18 protein-coding genes are annotated in these 22,058 nt (G+C 73.2%); 11 read left to right on the top strand and 7 right to left on the bottom strand.

The window, feature by feature from the left end; all coding sequences use genetic code 11:
- Positions 1-36: 36 nt before the first annotated feature.
- The 7 genes from FHU36_RS02410 to FHU36_RS02380 all read left to right on the top strand — a co-directional run bounded on the left by FHU36_RS02410 (position 37) and on the right by FHU36_RS02380 (position 7,817).
- Positions 37-699: a cell division protein FtsQ/DivIB gene (locus FHU36_RS02410; RefSeq protein WP_185082168.1), complete on the top strand. Its 663-nt coding sequence runs from the start codon at positions 37-39 to the stop codon at positions 697-699.
- Positions 700-1,064: 365 nt separating this feature from the next.
- Entirely contained in the window at positions 1,065-2,456 is a 1,392-nt protein-coding gene (gene ftsZ, locus FHU36_RS02405; protein ID WP_185082167.1) for a cell division protein FtsZ, read from the top strand.
- 534 nt (positions 2,457-2,990) lie between these two features.
- On the top strand, positions 2,991-3,683 hold the full coding sequence (locus FHU36_RS02400; protein WP_185082166.1) for a YggS family pyridoxal phosphate-dependent enzyme: 693 nt from the start codon (positions 2,991-2,993) through the stop codon (positions 3,681-3,683).
- 142 nt (positions 3,684-3,825) lie between these two features.
- Positions 3,826-4,326: a cell division protein SepF gene (locus tag FHU36_RS02395; RefSeq protein WP_185082165.1), complete on the top strand. Its 501-nt coding sequence runs from the start codon at positions 3,826-3,828 to the stop codon at positions 4,324-4,326.
- Between the two features lie 80 nt (positions 4,327-4,406).
- Complete coding sequence (locus tag FHU36_RS02390; RefSeq protein WP_185082164.1) at positions 4,407-4,697, top strand: YggT family protein; 291 nt, start codon at positions 4,407-4,409, stop codon at positions 4,695-4,697.
- Between the two features lie 106 nt (positions 4,698-4,803).
- Positions 4,804-5,670 (top strand): DivIVA domain-containing protein, encoded by an 867-nt coding sequence (locus FHU36_RS02385; protein WP_185082163.1) that lies wholly within the window; start codon positions 4,804-4,806, stop codon positions 5,668-5,670.
- Positions 5,671-5,711: 41 nt separating this feature from the next.
- Positions 5,712-7,817: a hypothetical protein gene (locus tag FHU36_RS02380; protein WP_185082162.1), complete on the top strand. Its 2,106-nt coding sequence runs from the start codon at positions 5,712-5,714 to the stop codon at positions 7,815-7,817.
- 138 nt (positions 7,818-7,955) lie between these two features.
- Here FHU36_RS02380 and ileS read toward each other — a convergent pair whose 3' ends face one another.
- A complete protein-coding gene (gene ileS / locus FHU36_RS02375) occupies positions 7,956-11,102 on the bottom strand; it encodes an isoleucine--tRNA ligase (RefSeq protein WP_185082161.1) in 3,147 nt (1,048 codons plus the stop codon).
- A gap of 472 nt (positions 11,103-11,574) precedes the next feature.
- Here ileS and FHU36_RS02370 point away from each other — a divergent pair, with 472 nt between their 5' ends.
- Genes FHU36_RS02370 through FHU36_RS02360 form a run of 3 tightly spaced genes read left to right on the top strand, consistent with a single transcriptional unit; the run spans position 11,575 to position 13,447 of the window.
- Positions 11,575-11,964 carry a TraR/DksA family transcriptional regulator gene (locus tag FHU36_RS02370; RefSeq protein WP_185082160.1) on the top strand — a complete coding sequence of 130 codons (390 nt, stop codon included), beginning with the start codon at positions 11,575-11,577 and terminating at the stop codon, positions 11,962-11,964.
- Positions 11,928-12,521 carry a signal peptidase II gene (locus tag FHU36_RS02365; protein ID WP_312891401.1) on the top strand — a complete coding sequence of 198 codons (594 nt, stop codon included), beginning with the start codon at positions 11,928-11,930 and terminating at the stop codon, positions 12,519-12,521. Before FHU36_RS02370 ends, FHU36_RS02365 begins: the two co-directional genes overlap by 37 nt.
- Positions 12,518-13,447 carry an RluA family pseudouridine synthase gene (locus FHU36_RS02360; RefSeq protein WP_185082159.1) on the top strand — a complete coding sequence of 310 codons (930 nt, stop codon included), beginning with the start codon at positions 12,518-12,520 and terminating at the stop codon, positions 13,445-13,447. Before FHU36_RS02365 ends, FHU36_RS02360 begins: the two co-directional genes overlap by 4 nt.
- A 10-nt stretch (positions 13,448-13,457) precedes the next feature.
- On the opposite strand, the gene FHU36_RS02355 is transcribed toward FHU36_RS02360, so the two are convergent.
- Genes FHU36_RS02355 through FHU36_RS02330 form a run of 6 tightly spaced genes read right to left on the bottom strand, consistent with a single transcriptional unit; the run spans position 13,458 to position 20,650 of the window.
- Positions 13,458-14,921 carry a protein kinase domain-containing protein gene (locus FHU36_RS02355; RefSeq protein WP_246501923.1) on the bottom strand — a complete coding sequence of 488 codons (1,464 nt, stop codon included), beginning with the start codon at positions 14,919-14,921 and terminating at the stop codon, positions 13,458-13,460.
- 27 nt (positions 14,922-14,948) lie between these two features.
- Positions 14,949-15,260, bottom strand: coding sequence for an AzlD domain-containing protein (locus tag FHU36_RS02350; RefSeq protein WP_185082157.1), 312 nt, complete (start codon positions 15,258-15,260; stop codon positions 14,949-14,951).
- Positions 15,257-15,919, bottom strand: a complete 663-nt coding sequence (locus FHU36_RS02345) for an AzlC family ABC transporter permease (protein ID WP_185082156.1) — start codon at positions 15,917-15,919, stop codon at positions 15,257-15,259. Before FHU36_RS02345 ends, FHU36_RS02350 begins: the two co-directional genes overlap by 4 nt.
- A gap of 29 nt (positions 15,920-15,948) precedes the next feature.
- Positions 15,949-16,809, bottom strand: coding sequence for an AraC family transcriptional regulator (locus tag FHU36_RS02340; protein ID WP_312891400.1), 861 nt, complete (start codon positions 16,807-16,809; stop codon positions 15,949-15,951).
- A gap of 12 nt (positions 16,810-16,821) precedes the next feature.
- On the bottom strand, positions 16,822-18,636 hold the full coding sequence (locus tag FHU36_RS45405; RefSeq protein WP_185082155.1) for a protein kinase domain-containing protein: 1,815 nt from the start codon (positions 18,634-18,636) through the stop codon (positions 16,822-16,824).
- Between the two features lie 10 nt (positions 18,637-18,646).
- Positions 18,647-20,650: a serine/threonine-protein kinase gene (locus FHU36_RS02330; protein WP_185082154.1), complete on the bottom strand. Its 2,004-nt coding sequence runs from the start codon at positions 20,648-20,650 to the stop codon at positions 18,647-18,649.
- 285 nt (positions 20,651-20,935) lie between these two features.
- Here FHU36_RS02330 and FHU36_RS46170 point away from each other — a divergent pair, with 285 nt between their 5' ends.
- Positions 20,936-21,940, top strand: a complete 1,005-nt coding sequence (locus FHU36_RS46170; RefSeq protein ID WP_185082153.1) for a chorismate mutase — start codon at positions 20,936-20,938, stop codon at positions 21,938-21,940.
- Positions 21,941-22,058: the final 118 nt, after the last annotated feature.

The following is a 22,058-nucleotide window of genomic DNA, read 5'->3' as shown; positions in this document are numbered from 1 at the left end:
CCCCGGCGGCGCCGCCGCGACGACCCCGGGGGAGTGATGAAGGCGCGCACGGCACTGCTGGTGCTGCTCACCGCCGGTGTGGTCGGCACCGCCGCGTGGCTGGTGTTCTTCTCGCCCGTGCTCGGTGTCCGTTCGATCGAGATCGTGGGAAATCTCACAGTTCCCACCGGTAACATCAGGCAGCAGGCGGGGGTGCCCGCGCTGCACCCGCTCGCCACGGTGGACCTGGCCGCCGTCGAGTCGCGGGTGCTGGGCATCCGCCGCCTCGCCACGGCCAAGGCCGAGCGGGTGTGGCCGGGCACGCTCAAGATCGAGGTGGTCGAGCGCGAGCCCGTCGCCGCCCTCCAGGTGAGCGGCAAGGCGGCGGTCGTCGACAAGCAGGGCGTGGTCATCGAGATCAAGGACACGGTGCCGCCGCTGCTGCCCGTCCTCGTCGTGGACCGGCCCGCCGCCGGCGAGCCGGCGACCATGGCCGCGCTCCAGGTGATCCAGAACCTCCCCGACGCGCTGGTCGGCCGGATCCGGCAGGTGCGGGCCACCACCGCCGAGGGCGTGTCGCTCACGCTCTCCGACGGCCGCAGCGTCGTCTGGGGCGGCACCGACCGGGGCGAGGAGAAGGGCCGCATCCTCACGCGGTTGCTGCGGCGCAAGGCCGAGGTCTACGACGTCAGTTCCCCGGACGTGGTGACCCTGCGCTGAGCCCGGCGCACCCGGCGGCCGGCAAGGGGTTCGGGGCGCGCAAGGGGCGATCGTGGTCCGGGCGCCACGGTCTCGCGCGCCTGTGCGTGGTGGGGGCCGCGGCGTGAGAGCCTGTACGAGGGCGTACGGCCGAGGAGTGCCCCGACCAGGCGTGACCACAGAGCGAAACGGACAGCCCGCGACACGCCGGACGTGCTTGCGGCGCGGTTAGTTGACCCGCCCGGAGCGTAACTCCTACTGTCCGTATCAATCCTCAGGTTGACATAAATCTGAATCTCAACTTGAGGTTGAGAGTTACTCGAAGTGAGAAACGCGGAGAGATCCGCACCGAAATGGCAAGTACACGAGCGGAAAGGCCCCTCGTCGTGGCAGCACCGCAGAACTACCTCGCGGTCATCAAGGTCGTCGGCATCGGCGGCGGCGGAGTCAACGCCGTCAACCGGATGATCGAGGAGGGACTCAAGGGCGTCGAGTTCATCGCGATAAACACCGACGCCCAGGCGCTGCTGATGAGTGACGCCGACGTCAAACTCGACGTGGGCCGAGAGCTCACGCGCGGACTGGGCGCTGGCGCCAACCCCGATGTGGGGCGCAAGGCGGCCGAAGACCACCGCGAGGAGATCGAGGAGGTCCTCAAGGGGGCCGACATGGTCTTCGTCACGGCCGGCGAGGGCGGCGGCACCGGCACCGGTGGCGCGCCCGTCGTGGCCAACATCGCACGTTCCCTGGGCGCCCTGACCATAGGCGTCGTCACCCGGCCCTTCAGCTTCGAGGGCCGCCGCCGGGCCATGCAGGCCGAGGCGGGCATCGAGACGCTGCGCGACGAGGTCGACACCCTCATCGTGATCCCCAACGACCGGCTGCTGTCGATCTCCGACCGGCAGGTGAGCGTGCTCGACGCGTTCAAGGCGGCCGACCAGGTGCTGCTGTCCGGTGTGCAGGGCATCACCGACCTCATCACCACGCCCGGCCTGATCAACCTCGACTTCGCCGACGTCAAGTCCGTCATGTCCGGCGCCGGCTCGGCCCTCATGGGCATCGGCCACGCCCGGGGCGACGACCGCTCCGTCGCGGCGGCCGAGATGGCCGTCTCCAGCCCGCTGCTGGAGGCCAGCATCGACGGCGCCCACGGCGTGCTGCTGTCGATCGCGGGCGGCTCAGACCTCGGCCTGTTCGAGATCAACGAGGCGGCCCAGCTCGTCTCCATGGCCGCGGCGCCCGACGCCAACATCATCTTCGGCACGGTCATCGACGACGCGCTCGGCGACGAGGTGCGGGTCACCGTCATCGCCGCGGGCTTCGACGACATGCCGCCGGTGGAGAAGCAGATGCCGCGCCCGCAGAGCCGGCCCGCCGCCTCGCCGGTCTCCTCGCCCTCGCGGCCCAGCGTGGCCCAGCCGACGGTGAAGGCCGAGGCGGCGCCGCGCGCCGACTTCAGGCCCGAGTCGCGTCCGGAGGCCCGGCCCGAGTTCCGGTCCGAGCCGCTTCCCGAGCCCCGCCCCGAGCCGCAGGTGGAGTCGCGCACGGAGTTCCGGCCCGAGCCGGTGCGGCCCGTCGAGAGCGTCCCGGAGCCCGCCCCGGCCCCCGAGCCGGTCGCCGAGGAGCCGCCGAGCCCCGTCTCGATCCCCCGGCCGACGCCCGAGCCGACCAACCCGCCCACGCCCATCACCTCCCGCATGTCGGAGCCCACCAAGCGTCGCCCGGTGGTCTTCGAGGAGCAGGAGGAGGAGCTGGACGTCCCCGACTTCCTCAAGTGACCGTCCCGCCCCTCGCCGCTCCGTCCGGGCACGGCGGAGCGGCGTCGCCGTGTGTGGGGCGGGGCGTCGGCGGCCGGACCGTGACCGGCCGGTCGCCGGGTGAGGATGGTCACATCGACGGACCCGCCGAGGGCCGTCACACCGCGACACCACCACTCCACGACGGCAGGACCGCGGCGCCGCCCGGCCTGACCCGTTCGCCGCAACGGGCCCCGCGGGGTGCCGGGCAAGTGGTCAGGCCGGATCCGCGAGGCCCGCGGGTTCCCATGGCCCGCCGGACCGCGAGTACCGCGTCCGGCTCCCTGGGGACCGCGGCCAGGTGGCCGTACGGCGTCCGGCTTCCCCGCGGACCGGGGCGGGCCGGATGTGTCAACTCGGGCTCCTGCGGACCGCGGCGGACCGGACGTGTCAACTCGGGCTCCCGCGGACCGCGGCCGGGCGGTCGTGGCACGTTCCCGGGTGAGCGGCCGGGCGTGCCCTGCCCGGCGAGGAGCGGCAGAATGAGGGCAGCGCGGACGAGAGGGGACAGGCGCGATGAGGCGGGATGAGATCGCGGCCGGGCTGGCCGAGGTCGAGGGACGGATCGCGGAGGCGTGCCGGGCGGCCGGCCGTGACCGCGGCGAGGTCACGCTGATCGCCGTCACCAAGACCCGCCCCGCCGAGGACGTGCGGTTGCTGTCCGAGCTGGGCGTGCGCGACGTCGGCGAGAACCGCGACCAGGAGGCCGCCGTCAAGGCGCGCGAGCTCGCCGGACTCCCTCTCACCTGGCACTTCGTCGGCCAGTTGCAGACCAACAAGGCGCGCTCCGTGGCCGGCTACGCCGACGTGGTCCACTCGGTGGACCGGCTCAGGCTGGCTGCCGCGATCAGCAGGGAGGCCGGGCGGCTCGGCCGCGAGGTCGGCTGCCTGGTGCAGGTCGCGCTGGACGACGACCCCGGCAGGGGCGGCGCCGCGCCGGCCGACGTGCCGGCGCTCGCCGACGAGATCGCCGCGCTCGGCAACGTCTGGCTGGGCGGCGTCATGGCCGTCGCCCCGCTGGGGGAGGACCCGGGCAAGGCGTTCGCGCGGCTGCGCGAGGTGTCCCTGGCCGTGCGGGAGCGCCACCCGCGCGCCACGATGATCTCGGCGGGGATGAGCGACGATCTGGCCGAGGCCATCGCGCACGGCGCGACACACGTGCGGGTCGGTACGGCGTTGCTCGGCCGCCGCAAGCTCTTCGTCAGGTAATGTCCCCTCAAGTGGGCCTTCAGGCCCGCACTAACGGTAGAGGTCGATCAGCGGTGAGCTTCAAAGGGGGGTGCGGCTGCCGCCTCGGGCCCTCGCGACAGGCCCGAGCGAGTGCGACCATGAGCGGGAGGACGACGTAGCGATGGCCGGCGCGATGCGCAAGATGGCGGTCTACCTCGGTCTCGTGGAGGACGACCGCTACGAGAGGTACGAGACCTACCCCGACGACTACGCCTACGAGGACGAGCCGGCGCGCACCGGCGAGGAGCGTCCCGTGGCCGTCCAGGAGCGCGAGGAGGAGGCCGAGGTGGGCGTGCCCGCCCCCAGGCCCACCACGACGGTCCTGGAGCGCCGCACGACCGATCTGGCCCGCATCACCACGCTGCACCCCCGCACCTACAACGAGGCCCGCACGATCGGCGAGCACTTCCGCGACGGCACCCCGGTCATCATGAACCTGACCGAGATGGTTGACAGCGACGCCAAGCGCCTTGTGGATTTCGCGGCAGGTCTGGTCTTTGGCCTACACGGCAGCATCGAACGTGTTACCAACAAGGTATTCCTGTTGTCCCCAGCCAATGTCGAGGTGACCGCCGAGGACAAGGCCCGAATCGCGGAACGCGGGTTCTTCAACCAGAGTTAGAGTCTCTGTATGTCTATCGAACCCAACCAGGTCTCACCGAGGCCCGGAGGGCACACCGGAAGTGGAGGCGCGGCCAGACCGTGGGGATCGTAAGTCAGATCTTGGTCGTAGTCCTGTCGCTCTATCTGGTGTTGCTCATCGGCAGGATGATCTTCGAGACGGTGCAGGCGTTCGCCCGGCAGTGGCATCCCTCCGGGGTCGTGCTGGTGCTGGCGGAGGCCACCTACACCGCAACAGACCCACCCCTGAAGTTCCTCCGCCGTTTCATTCCTCCGCTCCGGTTGGGTACGGTGGCCTTTGACCTAAGCTTCACTGTCCTCTTCATCATCGTCCTCCTCCTCATCCAGATCGTTGGATGGCTGGGACGGTGACGGGGGCCGCGGGGCACCGGTCGAGAGCCAACTCGTGTCCGCGCTGAAGTGATTCGGGTCCACAGTCCCTCCGGACAGACTCCACGCGCGCCAAGGAGACCAAAAGATGCCGCTGACGCCCGCTGACGTGCGGAACAAGCAGTTCAGTACCACCCGGTTGCGCCCGGGCTACGACGAGGAAGAGGTCGATGCGTTCCTCGACGAGGTCGAAGCCGAGCTTGACCGCCTGATCCAGGAGAACGAGGAGCTGCGGGCCAAGCTGGCCGAGTGCCTGCGTGGGAAGGTGCCGGGCGGCATGAACATGCCCATGGCCTCCGCCCCGGTGCAGGAGCAGCCCAAGCCCGAGATGATGATGCCGCCGCAGCCGGAGCCGATGAAGGCGCCCGAGCCGCCGCAGCAGCAGCAGCCGGTCCCCGTGGCGATGAACATGCCGCCCGCCGAGGACAACATGGACACCGCGGCTCGCGTGCTCGCCCTGGCCCAGCAGACGGCCGACCAGGCCATCGCCGACGCCCGACGTGAGGCCGACGAGACCGTCACCCGCGCCCGCCGCGAGGCCGACGAGATCCTGACCAAGGCTCGCCGTCAGGCCGAGCAGGTCATCGGCGACGCCCGTGCCCGCGCCGAGACGCTCGAGCGCGACGCGCAGGAGCGCCACCGCCAGGCCATGGGCTCCCTCGTGCAGACGCGTGACGAGCTCGAGCGCAAGGTCGAGGAGCTGCGCAGCTTCGAGCGCGAATACCGCAGCCGGCTCAAGCTCTACCTGGAGAACCAGCTCGCCGAGCTCAACGTCTCCGCCGAGGGCAGCGGTGCCTTCCCGGTGATGTCGGGTGGTCCCTCCGCTCCGGCCATGTCGCACGCCGTTCCCCAGGGCGGGCAGCCGCCTCTGCCCGGCGGTCCCAACCCCTTCGGCGGCGAGGCCCCCCAGGGCGTTTTCCCCGGCGGTGACGGTCCTCACAACGACCGCCGGTAAAGTAGCGGGTCAACAGGACCCGTCACTCGAAAGAGCCCTCTGTGATCCTAATCAGTGCTGGTCTGGTGCTCGCGGCGGTCATTCTGCTGATCGCGGGCTTCGTACTGGCCAAGGCATACCTGATCATGTGGTCCATCGTGGTCAGTGTGCTGTCGGCGCTGTTCCTGGTGATCGGGGCGTTCCTGCGGCGTCACGAGCTGTTCCCCGGTGGTGGGCAGGCGGCAGGGCCGGCCACCCCACCGGCCGGGCTCGTGCCACCCGGCGTCCCGCACGCTCAGGCCGGCCCGACGGGCCGATCCGGCCCGCACGCCCCGACCGGCCCACAGAGCCGGCCGCCCGGTCAGACCGGCCCGGTGGGAGCGCCGCCGTCCCAGCGTCCGCGCACCTTGCAGCAGACGGTGACCGTGCCCGCGACCGCCCCGCGCCGTCCCCCGGCAAGGGGGATCGCCCCGGACGCGATCGTCCTGGTGATCCCCGGGCGCAAGCGCTACCACGTCCCGGGATGCCGCCAGCTGATCGGCCGGGATCACGAGGAGCTGACCTACGAGGAGGCACGCGAGGAGGGCTTCACGCCCTGCACGGCGTGCCTGCCCGATGCCGCGCTCGGCGGACGGCAACTGCCCCCTGCCGCCGACCCCGAGCCCGCCGCCGGCGCTGAGCACTCAGGCGCCGCGGCCACCGGCACCGGCTCCGCCAAGGATTCGGCCGTTTCCGGCACCGGCTCCGCCAGGGACGCAGCCGCCGCCTCGGGCTCCCCGGCCTCCGGGGCCTCCAAGGCCGCGAGCCTCGCCGAGCCCGCCGAGCCCACGCGCGACCTGCGCCCCCCGGCCTCCACCGGTGCGGGCAAGCAGACCGCCGCGCGCCCGAAGCCCGGTTCCCCGGCCTCCGGCTCGGGGCCCACCCCCGCCACCTCCGAGGAGAAGGACGGTGCCGCGAGCTGGTTCGACCGTCCCGCGTCCCTCGACGCCCCTTCCGGCGGCCCGGCCGAGCGCACCCCTTCCTCATCCCCGGCCTCTTCCGGTTCCACGGCCGGCGAGGACGAGACTGACCCCAAGATCTCCCCACCGTCCGCCGGCGGCACCAGGCCCGGCGAGCCCGGCTCGGCCAAGCGGCCGGCGACCGGCACCGGCAAGCGTCCCGAGGGCGCCGGCAAGCGCCCCTCCAGCCCGTCCGCCGAGGACGAGAACGAGACGGTCCTGAACATCACGCCTCCCGCCGCGGCCACGACCGGGAGGCCCTCCGGCAAGCGTCCCGAGGCTGAGGCGGGTAAGGCGTCCGGACGCCCCGGCCCCTCCCGCCCCGAACAGGGCACGTCCCGCCCTGAAGCGGGCACGTCCCGTCCTGCACCAGGTGCGTCCCGGGCCGAAGCCGGTGCGTCCCGGGCCGGCGGGGAGGATGCCGACGACTCGGGTCCGGCGACCCGGCCCCAGCGGGCCGTGTCCGCGTCGGGCGAGCCGATCGAGCCCTCGTCCAAGCCCACCCGCCCCGCCGAGGGGAAGTCCGGTTCGGCTGCCTCGCCTCGGCCGTCCGGGGGGAAGTCCGGTTCGGCTGCCTCGCCTCCGGCGTCCGAAGGGAAGCCTGGTTCGGACACCTCGCCTCGGCCGTCCGGGGGGAAGGCCGGTTCGGCTGCCGTGCCTTCGGCGTCCGAAGGGAAGCCTGGCTCCGCCGCGCCTCGGCCGGCCGGAGCGCGGCCCGGGTCCGTGTCCCGGGAGCAGGGAGCGGGCGGGGAAGCGAAGGGCGAGCGGCCCGCGAGCGGGCGTGTGGTGCCGGAGCGGCCCGCGTCGGCGTCCGAGTCGGTGGCCAAGCCCCGGGGACCGCTGCCCGGTGGTGCGACCGGTGGCGGCCCGTCTCCGGAGTCCGACGATGGGAAGGCGCCGTCCAAGGAGGCGGGCAGGACCCCGGCGGCGGGCAAGGGCCAGGCCGCCGCGAAGGATGAGAAGGCCCGCCCGAAGGGTGACGCCGTCGGCAAGGAGCGGCGCCACACCGTCAAGGTCATCGTGGGCACCCGGCGCTACCACAGCACCGACTGCCCGCTCATCCAGGGCGCCGGTGATGGCGGGGTCGAGACCATGACGCTCGCCCAGGCCGAGGACGCGGGCCTGACCAGCTGCTCGGTCTGCCAGCACGACCACGAGTCCATCGCCTAGCAAGGCCCACCCCGGCCACCGGGCATCAAGATCGCCTGGCCCCGAAGAAGGGGCCAGGCGTCTGAGGAGAGCCGCGCCCCTGGGGGCGTTCCTGAGGCTGATCGGGGCGGGCGTCGTGAGACGTCCCGCCCCGGATGGTCAGGCGCGGCGGAGCTGGAAGGTCAGGCCCAGGTCCGCGTCCGTGTGCTCGGGCAGGTCCGGCCGGGCACCCTGCGTGACGGACGCGGCCAGCACCTCCTCCGCCACCGGCGCGCCGTCCGAGGCCAGCGCCTGCGCCAGGTCGGCGTTGGTGGTGGTCCACCACAGGTCGATCCGGTCCGTGATTGACAGGCCGGTGGCCTTGCGGGCCTCCTGCACCAGGCGGATGACCTCGCGCAGCAGCCCCGCGCGGCGCAGCTCGTCGGTCAGCTCCAGGTCGAGCGCGACCGTCTCGCCGGTGCCCGTGTCGACGGCGCCCGTCTCCACCGCCCAGCCGGAACGGGGGTGCTCGGTGACGATCACGTCGTCGGAGCCGAGGGAGACCGGCCCGAGGTCGCCCGCCTCGACCGTCACCGTGCCGCCGGAGCGCAGAGTCGGGGCCAGTGAGGCCGGGTCGGCGGCGGCCACGGCGGCGGCCACGAGCTTCGTCTGCGAGCCGAACCGCTTGCCGAGCGCCCGGAAGTTCGGCTTGACCGTGTAGGACACCAGGTCGGCGCTGAAGCCCGACATGTCCTCCAGGGCCTGCACGTTCAGCTCGTCGGCGATGAGGTCGCGCAGCTCCGCCGGCAGCGACGGCCAGCCGTGGGCGCCGACGAGCGCCCGGCGCAGCGGCTGACGCGTCTTGACGCCGGACGAGGCGCGGGCCGAGCGGCCCAGCTCCACCAGGCGGCGGACCAGCGCCATCTGCTCCGACAGCGCCGGGTCGAGCAGGTCCTCGCGGGTCGCCGGCCACGACGTCAGGTGCACCGACGGCGGCGCCTCGGGGGAGCGCAGCACGTCCCACAGGTAGTCGGTGACGAACGGCGCGATCGGCGCCATCAGCCGGGTCACCGTCTCCAGGCACTCGTACAGCGTGGCGAACGCCTCGCGCGACCCCTGCCAGAAGCGGCGGCGGGAGCGGCGTACATACCAGTTGGACAGGTCGTCGAGGAACTCGGCGAGCCTGCGGCCGGCCCGCTGTGTGTCGTACTCGTCCAGCGACGCGGTGACCTCGGCGACCGTGCGGTGCAGCTCGGCCAGCGCCCACCGGTCGAGCAGCGGGCGCTCGGCCGCGGGCGGCGCGTCGGCCAGCATCGCCGGCGACCACGACTCGGCGCCCGCGTAGAGGGTGAAGAACGACGCGGTGTTCCAGTAGGTCAGCAGGACCTTGCGGACGATCTCCTCCAGCGCGTGGTGTCCCACGCGGCGGGCCGCCCACGGCGAGCCGGAGCAGGCCATGAACCAGCGCAGCGCGTCGGCGCCGTGCTGGTCCATCAGGGGGATGGGCTCCAGCACGTTGCCGAGATGCTTGCTCATCTTGCGGCCGTCCTCGGCCAGGATGAGGCCGAGGCAGAGCACGTTCTCGTAGGACGACTGGCCGAACACCAGGGTGCCGACCGCCATCAGCGAGTAGAACCAGCCGCGCGTCTGGTCGGTCGCCTCGCAGATGAACTGGGCCGGGTAGACGCCCTCGGGCCTGCCGCGCGCGCCCCACTGGGCGAACGGCATGGACCCCGAGTCGTACCAGGCGTCGATCACGTCGGGCACCCGCACGGCCGTCTCGCCGCACTCCGGGCAGCCGAAGGTGACGTCGTCCACGTACGGGCGGTGCGGGTCGAGCGCCGACACGTCGCGGCCGGCGAGCCGGCCCAGCTCCTCCATCGAGCCGACGCACGTCACGTGGCTCTCGTCGGCCGAGCACACCCACAGCGGCAGCGGCGTGCCCCAGTAGCGCGAGCGTGACAGCGACCAGTCGACGTTGTTACGCAGCCACTCGCCGAACCGGCCCCACTTGATCGTCTCGGGGTACCAGTTGGTCTTGGCGTTCTCCTCCAGCATCGCGTCCTTGACCGCGGTGGTGCGGATGTACCAGGACGGCAGCGCGTAGTAGAGCAGCGGCGTGTGGCAGCGCCAGCAGTGCGGGTAGCTGTGCTCGAAGTGGCCGCCGCGGAACAGCAGCCCGCGGGCCCGCAGGGCCTCGGTCAGCGGCTCGTCGGCGTCCTTGAAGAACATGCCGCCGACCAGGGGCACGTCGTCGTGGAAACGCCCGTCGGGGCCGATCGGGTTGACGACCGGCAGGCCGTACTTCTTGATCACGGTCAGGTCGTCGGCGCCGAACGCCGGAGCCTGGTGCACCAGGCCGGTGCCGTCCTCGACCGTCACGTAGTCGCCGAGCACCACGTGGTGGGCGTCGGGGATGTCGACCAGCTCGAACGGCCGGGTGTAGGTGGTGTGCTCCAGCTCCCGCCCGGTGAAGCGGGCCGCCACGGTGGCGCCCTCGCCCAGCACGTGCAGCAGCGGCTCGGCCACCACCAGCACCTCGCCGTCGGCGGTGCGCGCCGCCACGTACGTCACGTCGGGGTGCACGGCCACCGCGGTGTTGGACACCAGCGTCCACGGCGTCGTCGTCCAGATCAGCAGGGACGCGCCCAGCTCGGCCAGCCGCCCGGAGGTGGCGGGCATGCGGACGTAGACCGACGGGCTGGAGACGGTCTCGTAGCCGCCCGGCTGGCCCAGCTCGTGGTCGGACAGGCCGGTGCCGCAGCGCGGGCAGTAGGGCGTGATGCGGAAGTCACGGAACAGCAGGCCCTTGTCGAAGATGACCTTCAGCGACCACCACACCGACTCGACGTAGGACGGGTCCATGGTGCGGTAGGCGGTGGACAGGTCGATCCAGTAGCCCATCCGCTCGGTCATCTGCTCGAACGCGTCGACGTGCCGCAGCACCGAGTCGCGGCACTTGGCGTTGAACTCGGCGATGCCGTACGCCTCGATGTCCTTCTTGCCGGACAGGCCGAGCTCCTTCTCGACGCCGACCTCGACCGGCAGGCCGTGACAGTCCCAGCCGGCCTTGCGCGGCACGCTGAAACCCTGCATCGACTTGTAGCGGGGGAAGAGGTCCTTGAAGACGCGGGCCTCGACGTGGTGCACGCCGGGCAGGCCGTTGGCGGTGGGCGGGCCCTCGTAGAACACCCAGGCGGGGTTGCCGTCGTTCTGCTCGACGGAGCGCTCGAAGACCTTCCCGTCCCGCCACCGGGCGAGGACCTCGCGCTCGAGCGCGGGCAGGTCGACCTGCGCGGGAAGAGAGCGGAAAGTAGGGGACGTCATCTCGGGCGAGCCTCCACGCGGTCACTGGGCGACAGATCGGCGTGAAGGGACGAAGCCTGACGCGGCCCCGCGGTACCACCCTTCTTGGCCTCGGGCGACCGAGACCCACTTCGTTCGGGCCTGCTGCCGGGTCTAGTGAGCTCCGCGCGGAGCCGTTCTTCCGGCGGCTCCGGGGTGATATCCCTCACAGTGAGGGCCCCATCGACGCCTTGCAGTGCTTCACACCTTAACGCAGAGCGGGACGTAAGGCTTCCAGGTTTTGCTGGTGAGAGCCCTGGCTCCGGTCGGCAACTCGCAAACGGCGACAAAGTTGGGGAATGGACTTGGACTCGGGAGGAGTTGAACCAGCGCGGCGGGATAGTACCGGAGAGGTAAATCGGCCGGTGGGTCGTTTGCCGCTCTGTTAGGGGGGCACCTAAGCTGCCCGCACCATTCAGGCCTTGATCAGCGGCCTTGTCACCAGGAGGCAGCCATGACGGCAGTCACGCAGACCGCTACACCCACGATGTGGTCGGACGAGGAACTGGCCGAGGTACGCGGCGTGCTGCAGCAGGAGGCCGACGAGCTGAACGCCGACATCCTGCGGCACGAGATGGAGATCGCCTCGGGGGACGTCACCCAGGGGGCGGGCGACGACCAGGCGGATGCCGGCGCGAAGACGTACGAGCGCGAACGCGAGATCGCCCTTACCCTGAATGCGCGCGACCTGCTCGCGCAGAACGAACGTGCGATCGCCAGGATCGACGCAGGGACCTATGGAGTGTGCGAATCGTGCCACAAGCCGATCGGCAAGGAACGCCTTCAGGCGTTCCCGAGGGCGACGCTGTGCGTGACCTGCAAGCAGAAGGAGGAACGCCGGTAGCGCCGAAGGCCGCGCCGCCGCGTGACCGCCGCCTGTTCGTCGTCCTCGGCGTGCTGGCGGCGGTCATCTACGTGAGCGACCTGCTCACCAAGACGTGGGCGCTGGCGACTCTGGAGAACCGCCAGGGTCCTCTGGTGGTCGTTCCGGACGTCCTGCAGTTCAGGCTGATCTTCAACTCCGGCGCCGCGTTCAGCATCGGCACCGGGATGACGATCGTCTTCACCTTCATCGCGGCCGGCGTGGTGATCGCCATCCTGCGCACGGCGCGCAGCCTGCGGAGCCGGCCGTGGGCCATCACCCTGGGCATGCTCCTGGGCGGCGCGTTCGGCAACCTGACCGACCGGTTGCTGCGCCATCCTTCGGGATTCGGCAGGAGCACGCAGTTCCAGGGGCACGTGGTCGACTTCATCGAGGTCCTGCCCGGTCACTTCCCCGTGATCGACTACTTCCCCATCTTCAACATCGCCGACTCGGCGATCGTCTGCGGCGGGATCCTCGCGGTGATCCTGGCCTGGCGGGGCTACCAGATCGACGGCACGAAGGAGGGCAAGGCATGAGCGAGCAGCGGAGCCTGCCCGTGCCCGACGGGCTCGAAGGCGAGCGCCTCGACGCCGCCCTGTCCCGGCTGTTCGGCTTCTCCCGCACCCGGGCGGCCGAGCTGATCGCGGCCGGCGAGGTGCTGGTCGACGGCCGGTCGCCCGCCAAGTCCGACCGGGTGCACGCCGGAGCCTGGCTCGACGTGACGCTCCCGCCCCCGGTCAGCGCCCCCGTGCCGGTCGCCGAGCCGGTGCCCGGCATGCGCGTCGTCCACGAGGACGACGACATCGTCGTGGTCGACAAGCCCATCGGCGTGGCGGCCCACCCGACCGTCGGCTGGACCGGGCCCACCGTCCTCGGCGGCCTGCTCGGCGCCGGCCACACCATCGCCACCAGCGGCGCGGCCGAACGCCAGGGCATCGTGCACCGGCTCGACGCCAACACGACCGGCGTGATGGTGGTGGCCAAGAGCGAGCACGCCTACTCCTGGCTCAAGCGCGCCTTCAAGGAGCGCACGGTCGACAAGCGCTACCACGCGCTGGTGCAGGGGCATCCCGACCCGTTCCGGGGCACGGTCGACGCGCCCATCGACCGGCACCCGTCGGGCGACGGCCGCTTCGCGGTCGTGGCGGGCGGCAAGCCGTCGGTCACCCACTACGACACGATCGAGGCTTTCCGCGCGGCGTCGCTGCTCGACATCAAGCTGGAGACCGGGCGCACCCACCAGATCCGCGTGCACATGTCGGCGCTACGCCACCCCTGCGTGGGCGACCTCATGTACGGCGCCGACCCGACGATCGCGGCCCGGCTGGGCGTCGGCCGTCAGTGGTTGCACGCCGTGTCGCTCGCGTTCGAGCACCCGAGCACGGGGGAGTGGGTGTCGTTCGGCACCGACTACCCCGAGGATCTGCAGAAGGCCCTCGACCTGGTGCGCGCCGAGTCCTGACCCGCCGCCCTCAGGACTTCCTGCCGCTCTTGGGGCCCTTCGCGGCGACCTGCTTCGGCTTCGTGCCGTTGTCGTCCTGCGCCTGCCTACCGTCGCTTTCGCCGTCGCCGGCCGGATCGACCTGGCCGGGGGCGCGCGAGGAGGGCTCCTTGGCCGGCTCCTTCGTGGGCTTCCCGGTGGGCTTCGCGGTGGGTTTCGCTGTGGGCTCCCGCGTGGGTTGTCCCGTCGGCTCCCGGGTGGGCTCGCGGGTGGGCTCGCCCGAACGGTCACGGGCGGGCTGCCGGGTTCCGCCCGAGGGCGGGGTGCCCCGCCCCGCGCGTGGCTCGTCGGGAACGACGGCGGGTTCGGTGGGGCGCGTCCCCGAAGGGGTCCGCGAGTCCTCGGTGGACGCCTTCGGGCCGCCGGAGCTGACGACGGCCGGTACGGTCGCCGGCGGCCGGTCGTCCTCGCCCCGCTGCGCCCACCAGGCGAGGCCGCCCGCGGCCAGCCCGACGGCGATCACCCCGGCCGCCAGGGCGGCCAGCGGGGCCCCGCGACGCGGGGCGGGCGGCCGCGCGTGCTGCCCGGCGGGCGGCTTCGGCGGCTCGGTGGGCGTGGCGGTGGGCGTGGCGGTGACGGACGGCGCCTGCCGCGGGATCGGCGGGACGGCCACCGGCGCCGTCGGCTCCGGGGCGCTGCCCGAGACGACGGCGTGCAGCCGCAGCCGCGCCTCGTCCAGGGTCATCCGCTCGGCGGGGTTCTTGCGCAGCAACCCCAGCAGGACCGGCCCCAGCACGCCCGCTCGGGCCAGCGGCGCTGGCTCGTCGTGCATGACCGCGCCGAGCGTGGCCAGGGCGTGCGGGCGCTGGAACGGCGAGTGGCCCTCGACGGCGACGTACAGCGTCACCCCGACCGACCACAGGTCCGAGGCGGGGCTCGCCTGGGCGCCGGCGGCCCGTTCGGGGGAGATGAACGCGGGCGTGCCGAGCAGGATGCCCGTCCGGGTGACCGGAGTCTCGTCCTCGGTGGTGGCGATGCCGAAGTCGGTCAGCACCGCCCTGCCGTCGTCGGTCAGCAGCACGTTGTCGGGCTTGACGTCGCGGTGCAGAACGCCCGCGGCGTGCGCCGCGCGCAGCGCCTCCAGCAGTTGCAGCCCCACGGCCGCAGCCCTGGCGGGCGGCAGCGGCCCCTCCTCGCGCACGAACTCGCCCAGGGTGCGCGAACGGACGAACTGCATGACGATCCACGGGTGACCGTGTTCCTCCAGCACGTCGTAGACCGTGGCGACGCCCGGGTGCGCCACCCGCCCGGCCGCCCTCGCCTCGCGGAAGGTGCGCACGCTGAACACCTCACGCTCCGCGCCGGTCAGGTCCGGCGGCGGGTGCACCTCCTTCACCGCGACGTCGCGGCCCAGCACCTCGTCGTGCGCCTGCCACACCGTTCCCATGCCGCCCTGGCCAATGGTCCTGAGCAGCCGGTATCGTCCACCGACCATCCCCGCTGATTCGGACATGCGGGGCGACTACCCGCTAAAGACCCGGACAAGCGCAGTAATAACGGCGGCAATGGCCAGGACCACCAAAAAAGGGGCGCGGAGCAGCAGGGCGACCACCGCCGCGGCCAGGCCGGCCGTACGGGCCGGGTCGAAATGGAGCCGGCCCTGCTCGCTGAACATCTGCACCGCCACCAGCGCCGCGAGCAGCGCGACCGGCACCAGCTCGGCGAACCGGCTCACCACCGGATGCTCCAGGACCCAGCGCGGAGCCGCCAGCCCGGCCAGCTTGAACGCGTAGCAGCCCACACAGACCACGGCGATCGCCCACCACAGCGTCATCGCACCATCACCACCAGCACGGCCACCGCCGACAGCAGCACGGGCACGCCCGGCGGCAGGAACGGCGTTGCGGTCAGCGCGATCGCCGCGCCGCCCGCCGCCAGCCACCTCAGCTCGGCACTGCGCACCAGCCGGGGCCACAGCAGCGCCAGGAACGTGGCCGGTCCGACCACGTCGAGCCCCAGCATGCGCGGGTCGCCCAGGAAGGACGTGCCGACGGCGCCGCCCAGGGTGGTGAGGTTCCAGGTGACGTACACGGCGGCGAACGTGGCGGTGAACCCGGCCCGCGCCGCCGCCGGGCTGGGCTGGGCCAGCGCGACCGCGGTGGTCTCGTCGATCACGCCCTGGGCGACGAGCAGCTTGCGTGGCCCTTGGGCCTGCAGCAGCCCGGCCAGGCGCAGGCCGTACAGGGTGTTGCGGCCGCCGAGCAGCAGCGCGCCGGCGGCGGACGCGGCCAGGTCGCCGCCCGCCCCCACGGCTCCGGCCAGCGCGAACTGCGAGGCCCCGGTGAACGCCAGCAGGCTCAGGACGCAGGCCTGGGCGATGCTCATCCCCGCGGTGACGGCCGCGGCCCCGAAGGCGAGCCCGGCCAGCCCCACGGCCACGCCCACGCCGAGCCCGTCCCGTATGGCGGCGGCACGGTGCGATGTCTCTTCCATACCACCTGAGGCTATGACCTGGGCAGATGTCAGGTCTTGTACGTTCCTGCGGCTCGCTGGTACGCCGCGGGCGGCACGCCCACGATCCGTTTGAAATGCCGGGTCAGGTGGGCCTGGTCGGTGAAGCCCACCTCGGCCGCCACCTCCGCGGGCGTCCTGCCCGACGCCAGGAGCCGGCGCGCCCGCCGTACCCGCAGCGAGATGAGGTAGGCGTGCGGCGGCAGCCCCGTCTCGGCCTTGAACGCCCGCAGCAGCGGGAACGGCCTGGCCCGCACGCTCTGCGCCAGCCGGTCGAGCGTCGGCGGGTCGAGCAGGCTCTCGCCGAGCAGCTCGATCGCCTCCTGGACGGCCCGCCGCCCCGCCGACGCGAGCTCCGCCCCGGGAGCGCCCACGGGATCGGCCACGGGATCGGCCAGGGGGCGCGGCGCGCCGTGGCGGGCCAGCAGCCGGCCGAACAGCGTGCGCGTCAGCGTCGAGGCCGCCAGGTCGTCACCCAGCTCGGCCGCCCGGTGCGCCCGGCTCAGCAGCGCGGCGAGTGCCGGGTCGCCCACCACCTGCTCGGGGAAGCAGGGGGTCCCGCGCGGCCGGCCCAGGTCGGCGGCGATCTCGGCCATCGACTCCAGCGACGGGTAGAGCATCCGGTAGGCCCAGCCGCCGGGTGTGCCGGGGTGGCCGGTGTGCGCGACCTCCGGGTTGACCAGCACGATCTCGCCCGCGCCGGCCCGGCGCAGCGAGCCGCCGTGATCGAACTCCTCGACGCCGTCGAGGATCAGCCCGATCGCGAACTCCGCGTGGGCGTGCCGGGTGAAGCGGTGGGTGACGTAGCGGGCCTTGAGCAGGTCGACGCCCGGCACCGCCGGATGCCGCCAGAACCTCGCCTGCTCCTTCACGCGCCGCTCACCTCAACGGGGGGTGAAGGTCTTGGCGAACGTCTCGAAGAAGCGGCGCTCGCGCGGCCAGCGGGCCTCGGTGGTCTCCCAGTAGATCGCGTACGGGCGGCCGGCGGCGGTGCGGAAGCCGCGGTTGACCACGTGGATCACGGTGCCGTTGGCCGCGCGGGTGAACTCCCAGTCGGCCGCGGGACGGCCCAGGTAGGTGGTGGGCTCGATGGACAGGCGCCGGTAGCCGGTGAACTCGCCCTTGGCCAGGATCTCCTTCTCCAGGTCGGCCCAGTGTCGCGCAGGATCGGTCCAGGGGCGCTCGGCGACGGTCCACTCGATGATCAGCCTGCTGGGGGAGCCGGGGGCCCGGACGGTCACGCTGGCCCGCGTGTCGCTCTGGACGGCCTGCCAGCCGCGGGGGATCGCGACCGAGAAGCGTCCGGCCGCGCTGGTGTAGGAGCGCCACCCGGCGGGCGGGACGACCCGCCTCGTGGCGGACGGCGTGGACCGTGGCGTGGCGCCCGGTGTGGCGCCGGAGGTGGTGTCGGGTGTGGCGTTGTCCGTGGTGATCGGCCGGGTGCCGTTCGACGCGGCGGGGGTCGCCGCGCCCGGCCGGTCGGCGGTGGAGGCGCTGCTCGCCGGGGAGTCCGTACGGTCGGCCAGCAGCACGGCGCCCACACCGAGCGCGGCCGCCGCGGCCACGGCGGCGGCCACCCGCACCACGGCGGTGGGCCACCGCCTCCCGCCCCCGGGCGGTGCCGGGTGACCGGCGCCGGACTCCGCCGGGGGACCGGGAACCGGCCGGCCGCCGCGGCCCTGGACGGTGCGGCCGTCGTGGCCTGGAGCGGTGCGGCCGCCGTGGTCGGGGGCGGTGCGACCGGCGTGGTCGGGGGCGGCCTGGACACCGGGAGCATGGACACCGGGAGCGGCATGGACACCGGGAACGGCATGGATACCGGGAGCCGCGGGGTGGGGAGCCGGTGGCGGGTACGCGGGGAAACCGGGCACGGGCCCGGCCCCCGGAGCGAGGGCGTGGCCCGCGGCGGCGCGCAGCAGGCCCGCGGCCTCGGCGGCGGGCAGCCGGGCGGCCGGGTCGCGGTGGAGGAGCCCCATGACGACCGGCGCCAGCGGGCCCGCCCGCCGGGGCGGCTCGGGCTCGTCGCGCAGCACCGCCGCGACTGTCGCCGCCCACGAGTCGCGCTTGTACGGCGGCGCGCCCTCCACCGCCGCGTACAGCGTCGCGCCCAGCGCCCACAGGTCGGACTCGGGCCGGGCCGGATCGCCGTGCAGCCGCTCGGGCGACATGTAGGCGGGCGTGCCCACCAGGCCGCCGGTGGCGGTCAGCCCCGCCTCCGCCTCCAGCGAGGCGATGCCGAAGTCGGTCAGCACCACCCGGCCGTCGTCGGCCAGCAGCACGTTCTCGGGCTTGACGTCACGGTGCAGCACGCCGGTGGCGTGCGCGGCGCGCAGTGCGTCGAGCACCTGCCAGCCGATCGCCGCGACCTGCCCGACCGGAAGCGGCCCGTGTTCGCGGATCACCTGGCCCAGCGAGCGCGACCGGACGAGTTGCATCACGATCCACGGGCGGCCGTCCTCCTCGACGACGTCGTGCACGACGACCACCGAGGGATGGTCGAGCCGGCCCGCGGCCCTGGCCTCCCTGATGGTGCGGCGGTTGAGCTGGGCCCGCTGGTCGTCGCCGATCCCGGTGTAGCGGACCTCCTTGATCGCCACCGTGCGGTCGAGCAGCTCGTCGTAGGCGCGCCAGACCACGCCCATGCCGCCCTCGCCGATCGGCTCGACGAGGCGGTAGCGGTTGCCGACCTGCCTTTCCACGTCGGGAAGCCTACTTGCGGGGTTTGAAGGTCGCGCAGAAGCCCTCGAAGAAGTGCAGGTCCTTCTTCCAGCGGCTGTTGAGGGTGTGCCAGTAGATGGCGTAGCCGCGGCCGTTCTCGGTGACGAAGCCCCGGTTGCGCACCCGCGACGGACCCGAGTCGGCGTTCCAGGTGAAGTCCCAGTCGGCGGCGGCCTTCTGGTAGTCGACCTTCTTGATGGACAACTTCTTGTAGCCGCCGAAGTTGTGCTTGAGTGTCGGCTCCTGCTTGATCCAGTCCTTGTACGGGTCGGAACCCGGGTCCGCGGCCTCCTCGATCAGCAGGTAGGACTTGGGGCCCGCCCCCGGGCCGCGGAAGGTGACCTGGCGGCCGCTGCGGGTGTGCACGTCCCAGCCCTTCGGCAGGCCGACCGAGAAGCCCATCTTCTTGTCCTTGTACATCTTCCAGCCCTCGGGCAGCGCGTCCGCCGGCTCGCTGGGTGACGCGCTCGGGCTCGGCGACCCGGTGGGGCTCGCGCTCGGGCTCGGCTCGGCCGTCGGCGACCCCGTGGCGCCGTCGGACGGCTCGGACCCGGATGTGGCCGGCGTGGTGACGGCGCCGGTGCGCTCGGAGCCGGACGAGCGGTCGGGGGCGGAGTTGAGCCCCAGGTAGCCGCCGATCGCCGCGACCAGCACGACCGCGCCGGCCGCCGCGACGACCGGCCAGGGCCGGCCGCGCAGGTCCGACCGGGACGATCGGGCGGTCGGTGGGAGGAGATCGTCGGGGTCCGCGGTCGCCGGGCTGAGCCGTGCGCCGGTCTCGGGCAGCTCGTGGGCGGGCTCGGGAGCCCACGGGCCGGCCGGCTCCGCCGCCGACGCGGATCGTGCGGGCTCGGCCCGCGCGGGCTCGGGCCACGCGGGGTCGGGCCGTTGGGAGGCGGACCGTGCGGACTCGGACCGCGCGGGCTCGGGTCGCCCGGAATCGGACCGGGCCGAACCGGGCCGCGCGGAGAGGGGACGCGCGGAGATGGGCCGCGACGGCCTGGCCGCCGGTTTGGGCGCGGGCTGCGAGGCGGGCGGACCGGCCGCCCCGGGCGCCACGAGGTCGGGGTCCGTCGGGGTGTCGTCCTCCACCGGGGCCCGCTCGACGCCCGGCCGCTGGGCGGGCATCACCGCGGTGGCCCGCGGAGACGGCCTGCTCACCTGCCGGGGGGTGGAGGCGGCGATGGCCTCGCGCAGCAGCCGCTCGGTCTCCTCGTACGAGGGACGCTGCACCGGCTCCTTGGCCAGCAGCAGGTCGATCACCTCGGCCAGCGGCCCCGCGTTGGGCGCGGGGTCCGGCGGGTCGGTCAGCACCGCGTGCATGGTGGCCAGCGCCATGCCGCGCTCGTGCGGCGAGCGGCCCTCCACGGAGGTGTAGAGGGTGGCGCCCAGCGACCACAGGTCCGACTCGCGCCGCGCGGGCAGCCCCTTGAGCCGCTCGGGCGCGATGAACGCCGGAGTGCCCGCCAGGCCCGTCACGGTGAGCTGGGTCTCGGTCTCCAGCGTGGCGATGCCGAAGTCGGTCAGCACCACCCGGCCGTCGTCGGCCAGCAGCACGTTCTCGGGCTTGACGTCGCGGTGCAGCACCCCCGACTCGTGCGCGCGGTGCAGGGCGTCGAGCACCGCCAGGCCGATCTCGGCCACCCGCTTGGGCTTCAGCGGCCCGTCCTGCTTGATGACCGCGCCCAGCGAGCGCGACTGGACGAGCTGCATCACGATCCAGGGGCGGTCGTCCTCCTCGATCACGTCGTGCACGACGATCACGTTGGGATGCTCGAACCTGGCCGCGGCCCTCGCCTCGCGCATCGTGCGCCGGTTGAGCAGCTGCACCTCGTCACCCAGAGCGGCGGCATAACGGACTTCCTTGACCGCCACCGTGCGATCCAGCAGCTCGTCATGGGCGCGCCAGACGATGCCCATGCCACCCTTGCCAATGGGTTCCAGCAGCTGGTAGCGGCCGGCGATGCGGCGTCCGTCCCGCTTGCGATCCGACATCAACGGCCTCAAACCCTCCCTCTAGGCCAAGAAATACTCCCATAGCGAGGGATCATCGGCGACTCGCGCGAAGGACAGTCCGTCATATGAGAAGGGCGTCCAGCAGGTGGAAGGCAGGTGTAGAGTTTCTGACATGACCTGTCGCTACACGTTTACCGAGCCGGCTCCGGGAGGGCCGGTCGTCGGGTAGCGACCACCTGGAGTCGGCAAAGGCAGAGACGCCCGTCTCTGCCTTTTTGGTTTTCCGCCGGCTCCCCGAAGGGCCGGCCCTACTGAGGAGCCGAGATGTCATCGACCTTGGAACGCCGCGTGGTCACCCTGGGCGGGACGCCCGTCGGCGCGGGACCGGCCGTGGTGATCGGCGGCCGGGTGAGCCTGCGCGAGCGCCGCGGCGACGCGGCCGCGACCCTGCCCGGACGGGCGAGGCTGGTGGAGCCCTCCGGTGCCGGCGACCTGCCGCTGATCGCGGAGCGGGCCGACGGCGTGGTGGTCGGCGCCGCCTGGACCCGCGACATCCCCCTGGTGCGCGCCGCCGCCGGGCTGGGGCTGCCCGTGGTGGTGGAGCGCCGCCCGTCGGCGTCGCTGGAGGAGTGGCTCACGCTGGCCGGCTACTGTGCGGCCGAGGCGGACGAGCAGGTGATCCTGTGCGAGGGCGGGCGGCTCGACCTCGGCCTGCTGCGGGCCGCGCGGGCGGCGTCCGGCCGTCCGGTGGTGGCCGACGTGCGCGCCGACCCGGGGCTGTCCGCCGCGGCGGTGGCGGCCGGGGCCGACGGCCTGATCGTGGCGGACCACTGCGGCGCGGGGCCGGACGGCGTCCCCTCCGGGAGGTCGCACGGCGGCGCGGTCGGCGGCATGGACGGCGGCGTGGACGGCGGCATGGACGGTGGTGTGGACGGCGTCGAGCGTGGTGTTGACGGCGGTGTCGAGTGCGGTGGTGTGGCAGGCGGGAGGGACGGCGGGCGGCGGGCCGCCGAGGAGGCGGTGACGCTCGTGGGGGCGCTGCTGCGGCCGGAGACGCCCGGCACGCTGGGGGAGTGCCGCGAGGCGATCGACCGGGTGGACGCCGCCCTGGCCACGCTGCTGGAGCGGCGGGCCGCGCTGGCCGGCATCGTGCAGACGCTCAAGCCCGTCGGCGGATTCGCCGGGCGCGACGCGGCACGGGAGCGGGCGCTCGTGGCGCGGATGGCCCGGCGCGCGCCCGAGCTGGGGGAGGAGCGGCTGGCCGCCGTCATGAACGCGGTCATCGAGGCGGGCCTGCACCTGGCGGAGGAACGCCGCGCGGGCCGGTAGACGCGCCTCGGCGCGCCCCTGGCACCCCGGTGATCCGACAGGGTGTCAGGAGGTCGTGGACGTGTGACGCGCCGCCCCTCGTACGGACGCGGGTTGTCGGTGCGGAGCACTAGAGTCG

It is taken from the genome of Nonomuraea muscovyensis (assembly GCF_014207745.1).
Taxonomy (GTDB): Bacteria; Actinomycetota; Actinomycetes; order Streptosporangiales; family Streptosporangiaceae; genus Nonomuraea; species Nonomuraea muscovyensis.
Note: the sequence above shows the minus strand (reverse complement) of the source record. Positions and strands in the feature narration are given on the sequence as shown.

Bases quoted from the DNA above. Each gene is read 5' to 3' on its own strand.
- FHU36_RS02385 (WP_185082163.1), top strand. From the start codon at position 4,804: ATGCCGCTGACGCCCGCTGACGTGCGGAACAAGCAGTTCAGTACCACC.
- FHU36_RS02370 (WP_185082160.1), top strand. From the start codon at position 11,575: ATGACGGCAGTCACGCAGACCGCTACACCCACGATGTGGTCGGACGAG.
- FHU36_RS02350 (WP_185082157.1), bottom strand. From the start codon at position 15,260: ATGACGCTGTGGTGGGCGATCGCCGTGGTCTGTGTGGGCTGCTACGCG.
- FHU36_RS46170 (WP_185082153.1), top strand. From the start codon at position 20,936: ATGTCATCGACCTTGGAACGCCGCGTGGTCACCCTGGGCGGGACGCCC.
- FHU36_RS02410 (WP_185082168.1), top strand. From the start codon at position 37: ATGAAGGCGCGCACGGCACTGCTGGTGCTGCTCACCGCCGGTGTGGTC.
- ileS (WP_185082161.1), bottom strand. From the start codon at position 11,102: ATGACGTCCCCTACTTTCCGCTCTCTTCCCGCGCAGGTCGACCTGCCC.
- FHU36_RS02345 (WP_185082156.1), bottom strand. From the start codon at position 15,919: ATGGAAGAGACATCGCACCGTGCCGCCGCCATACGGGACGGGCTCGGC.
- FHU36_RS02400 (WP_185082166.1), top strand. From the start codon at position 2,991: ATGAGGCGGGATGAGATCGCGGCCGGGCTGGCCGAGGTCGAGGGACGG.
- FHU36_RS02330 (WP_185082154.1), bottom strand. From the start codon at position 20,650: ATGTCGGATCGCAAGCGGGACGGACGCCGCATCGCCGGCCGCTACCAG.
- FHU36_RS02355 (WP_246501923.1), bottom strand. From the start codon at position 14,921: ATGGTCGGTGGACGATACCGGCTGCTCAGGACCATTGGCCAGGGCGGC.
- FHU36_RS02360 (WP_185082159.1), top strand. From the start codon at position 12,518: ATGAGCGAGCAGCGGAGCCTGCCCGTGCCCGACGGGCTCGAAGGCGAG.
- FHU36_RS02395 (WP_185082165.1), top strand. From the start codon at position 3,826: ATGGCCGGCGCGATGCGCAAGATGGCGGTCTACCTCGGTCTCGTGGAG.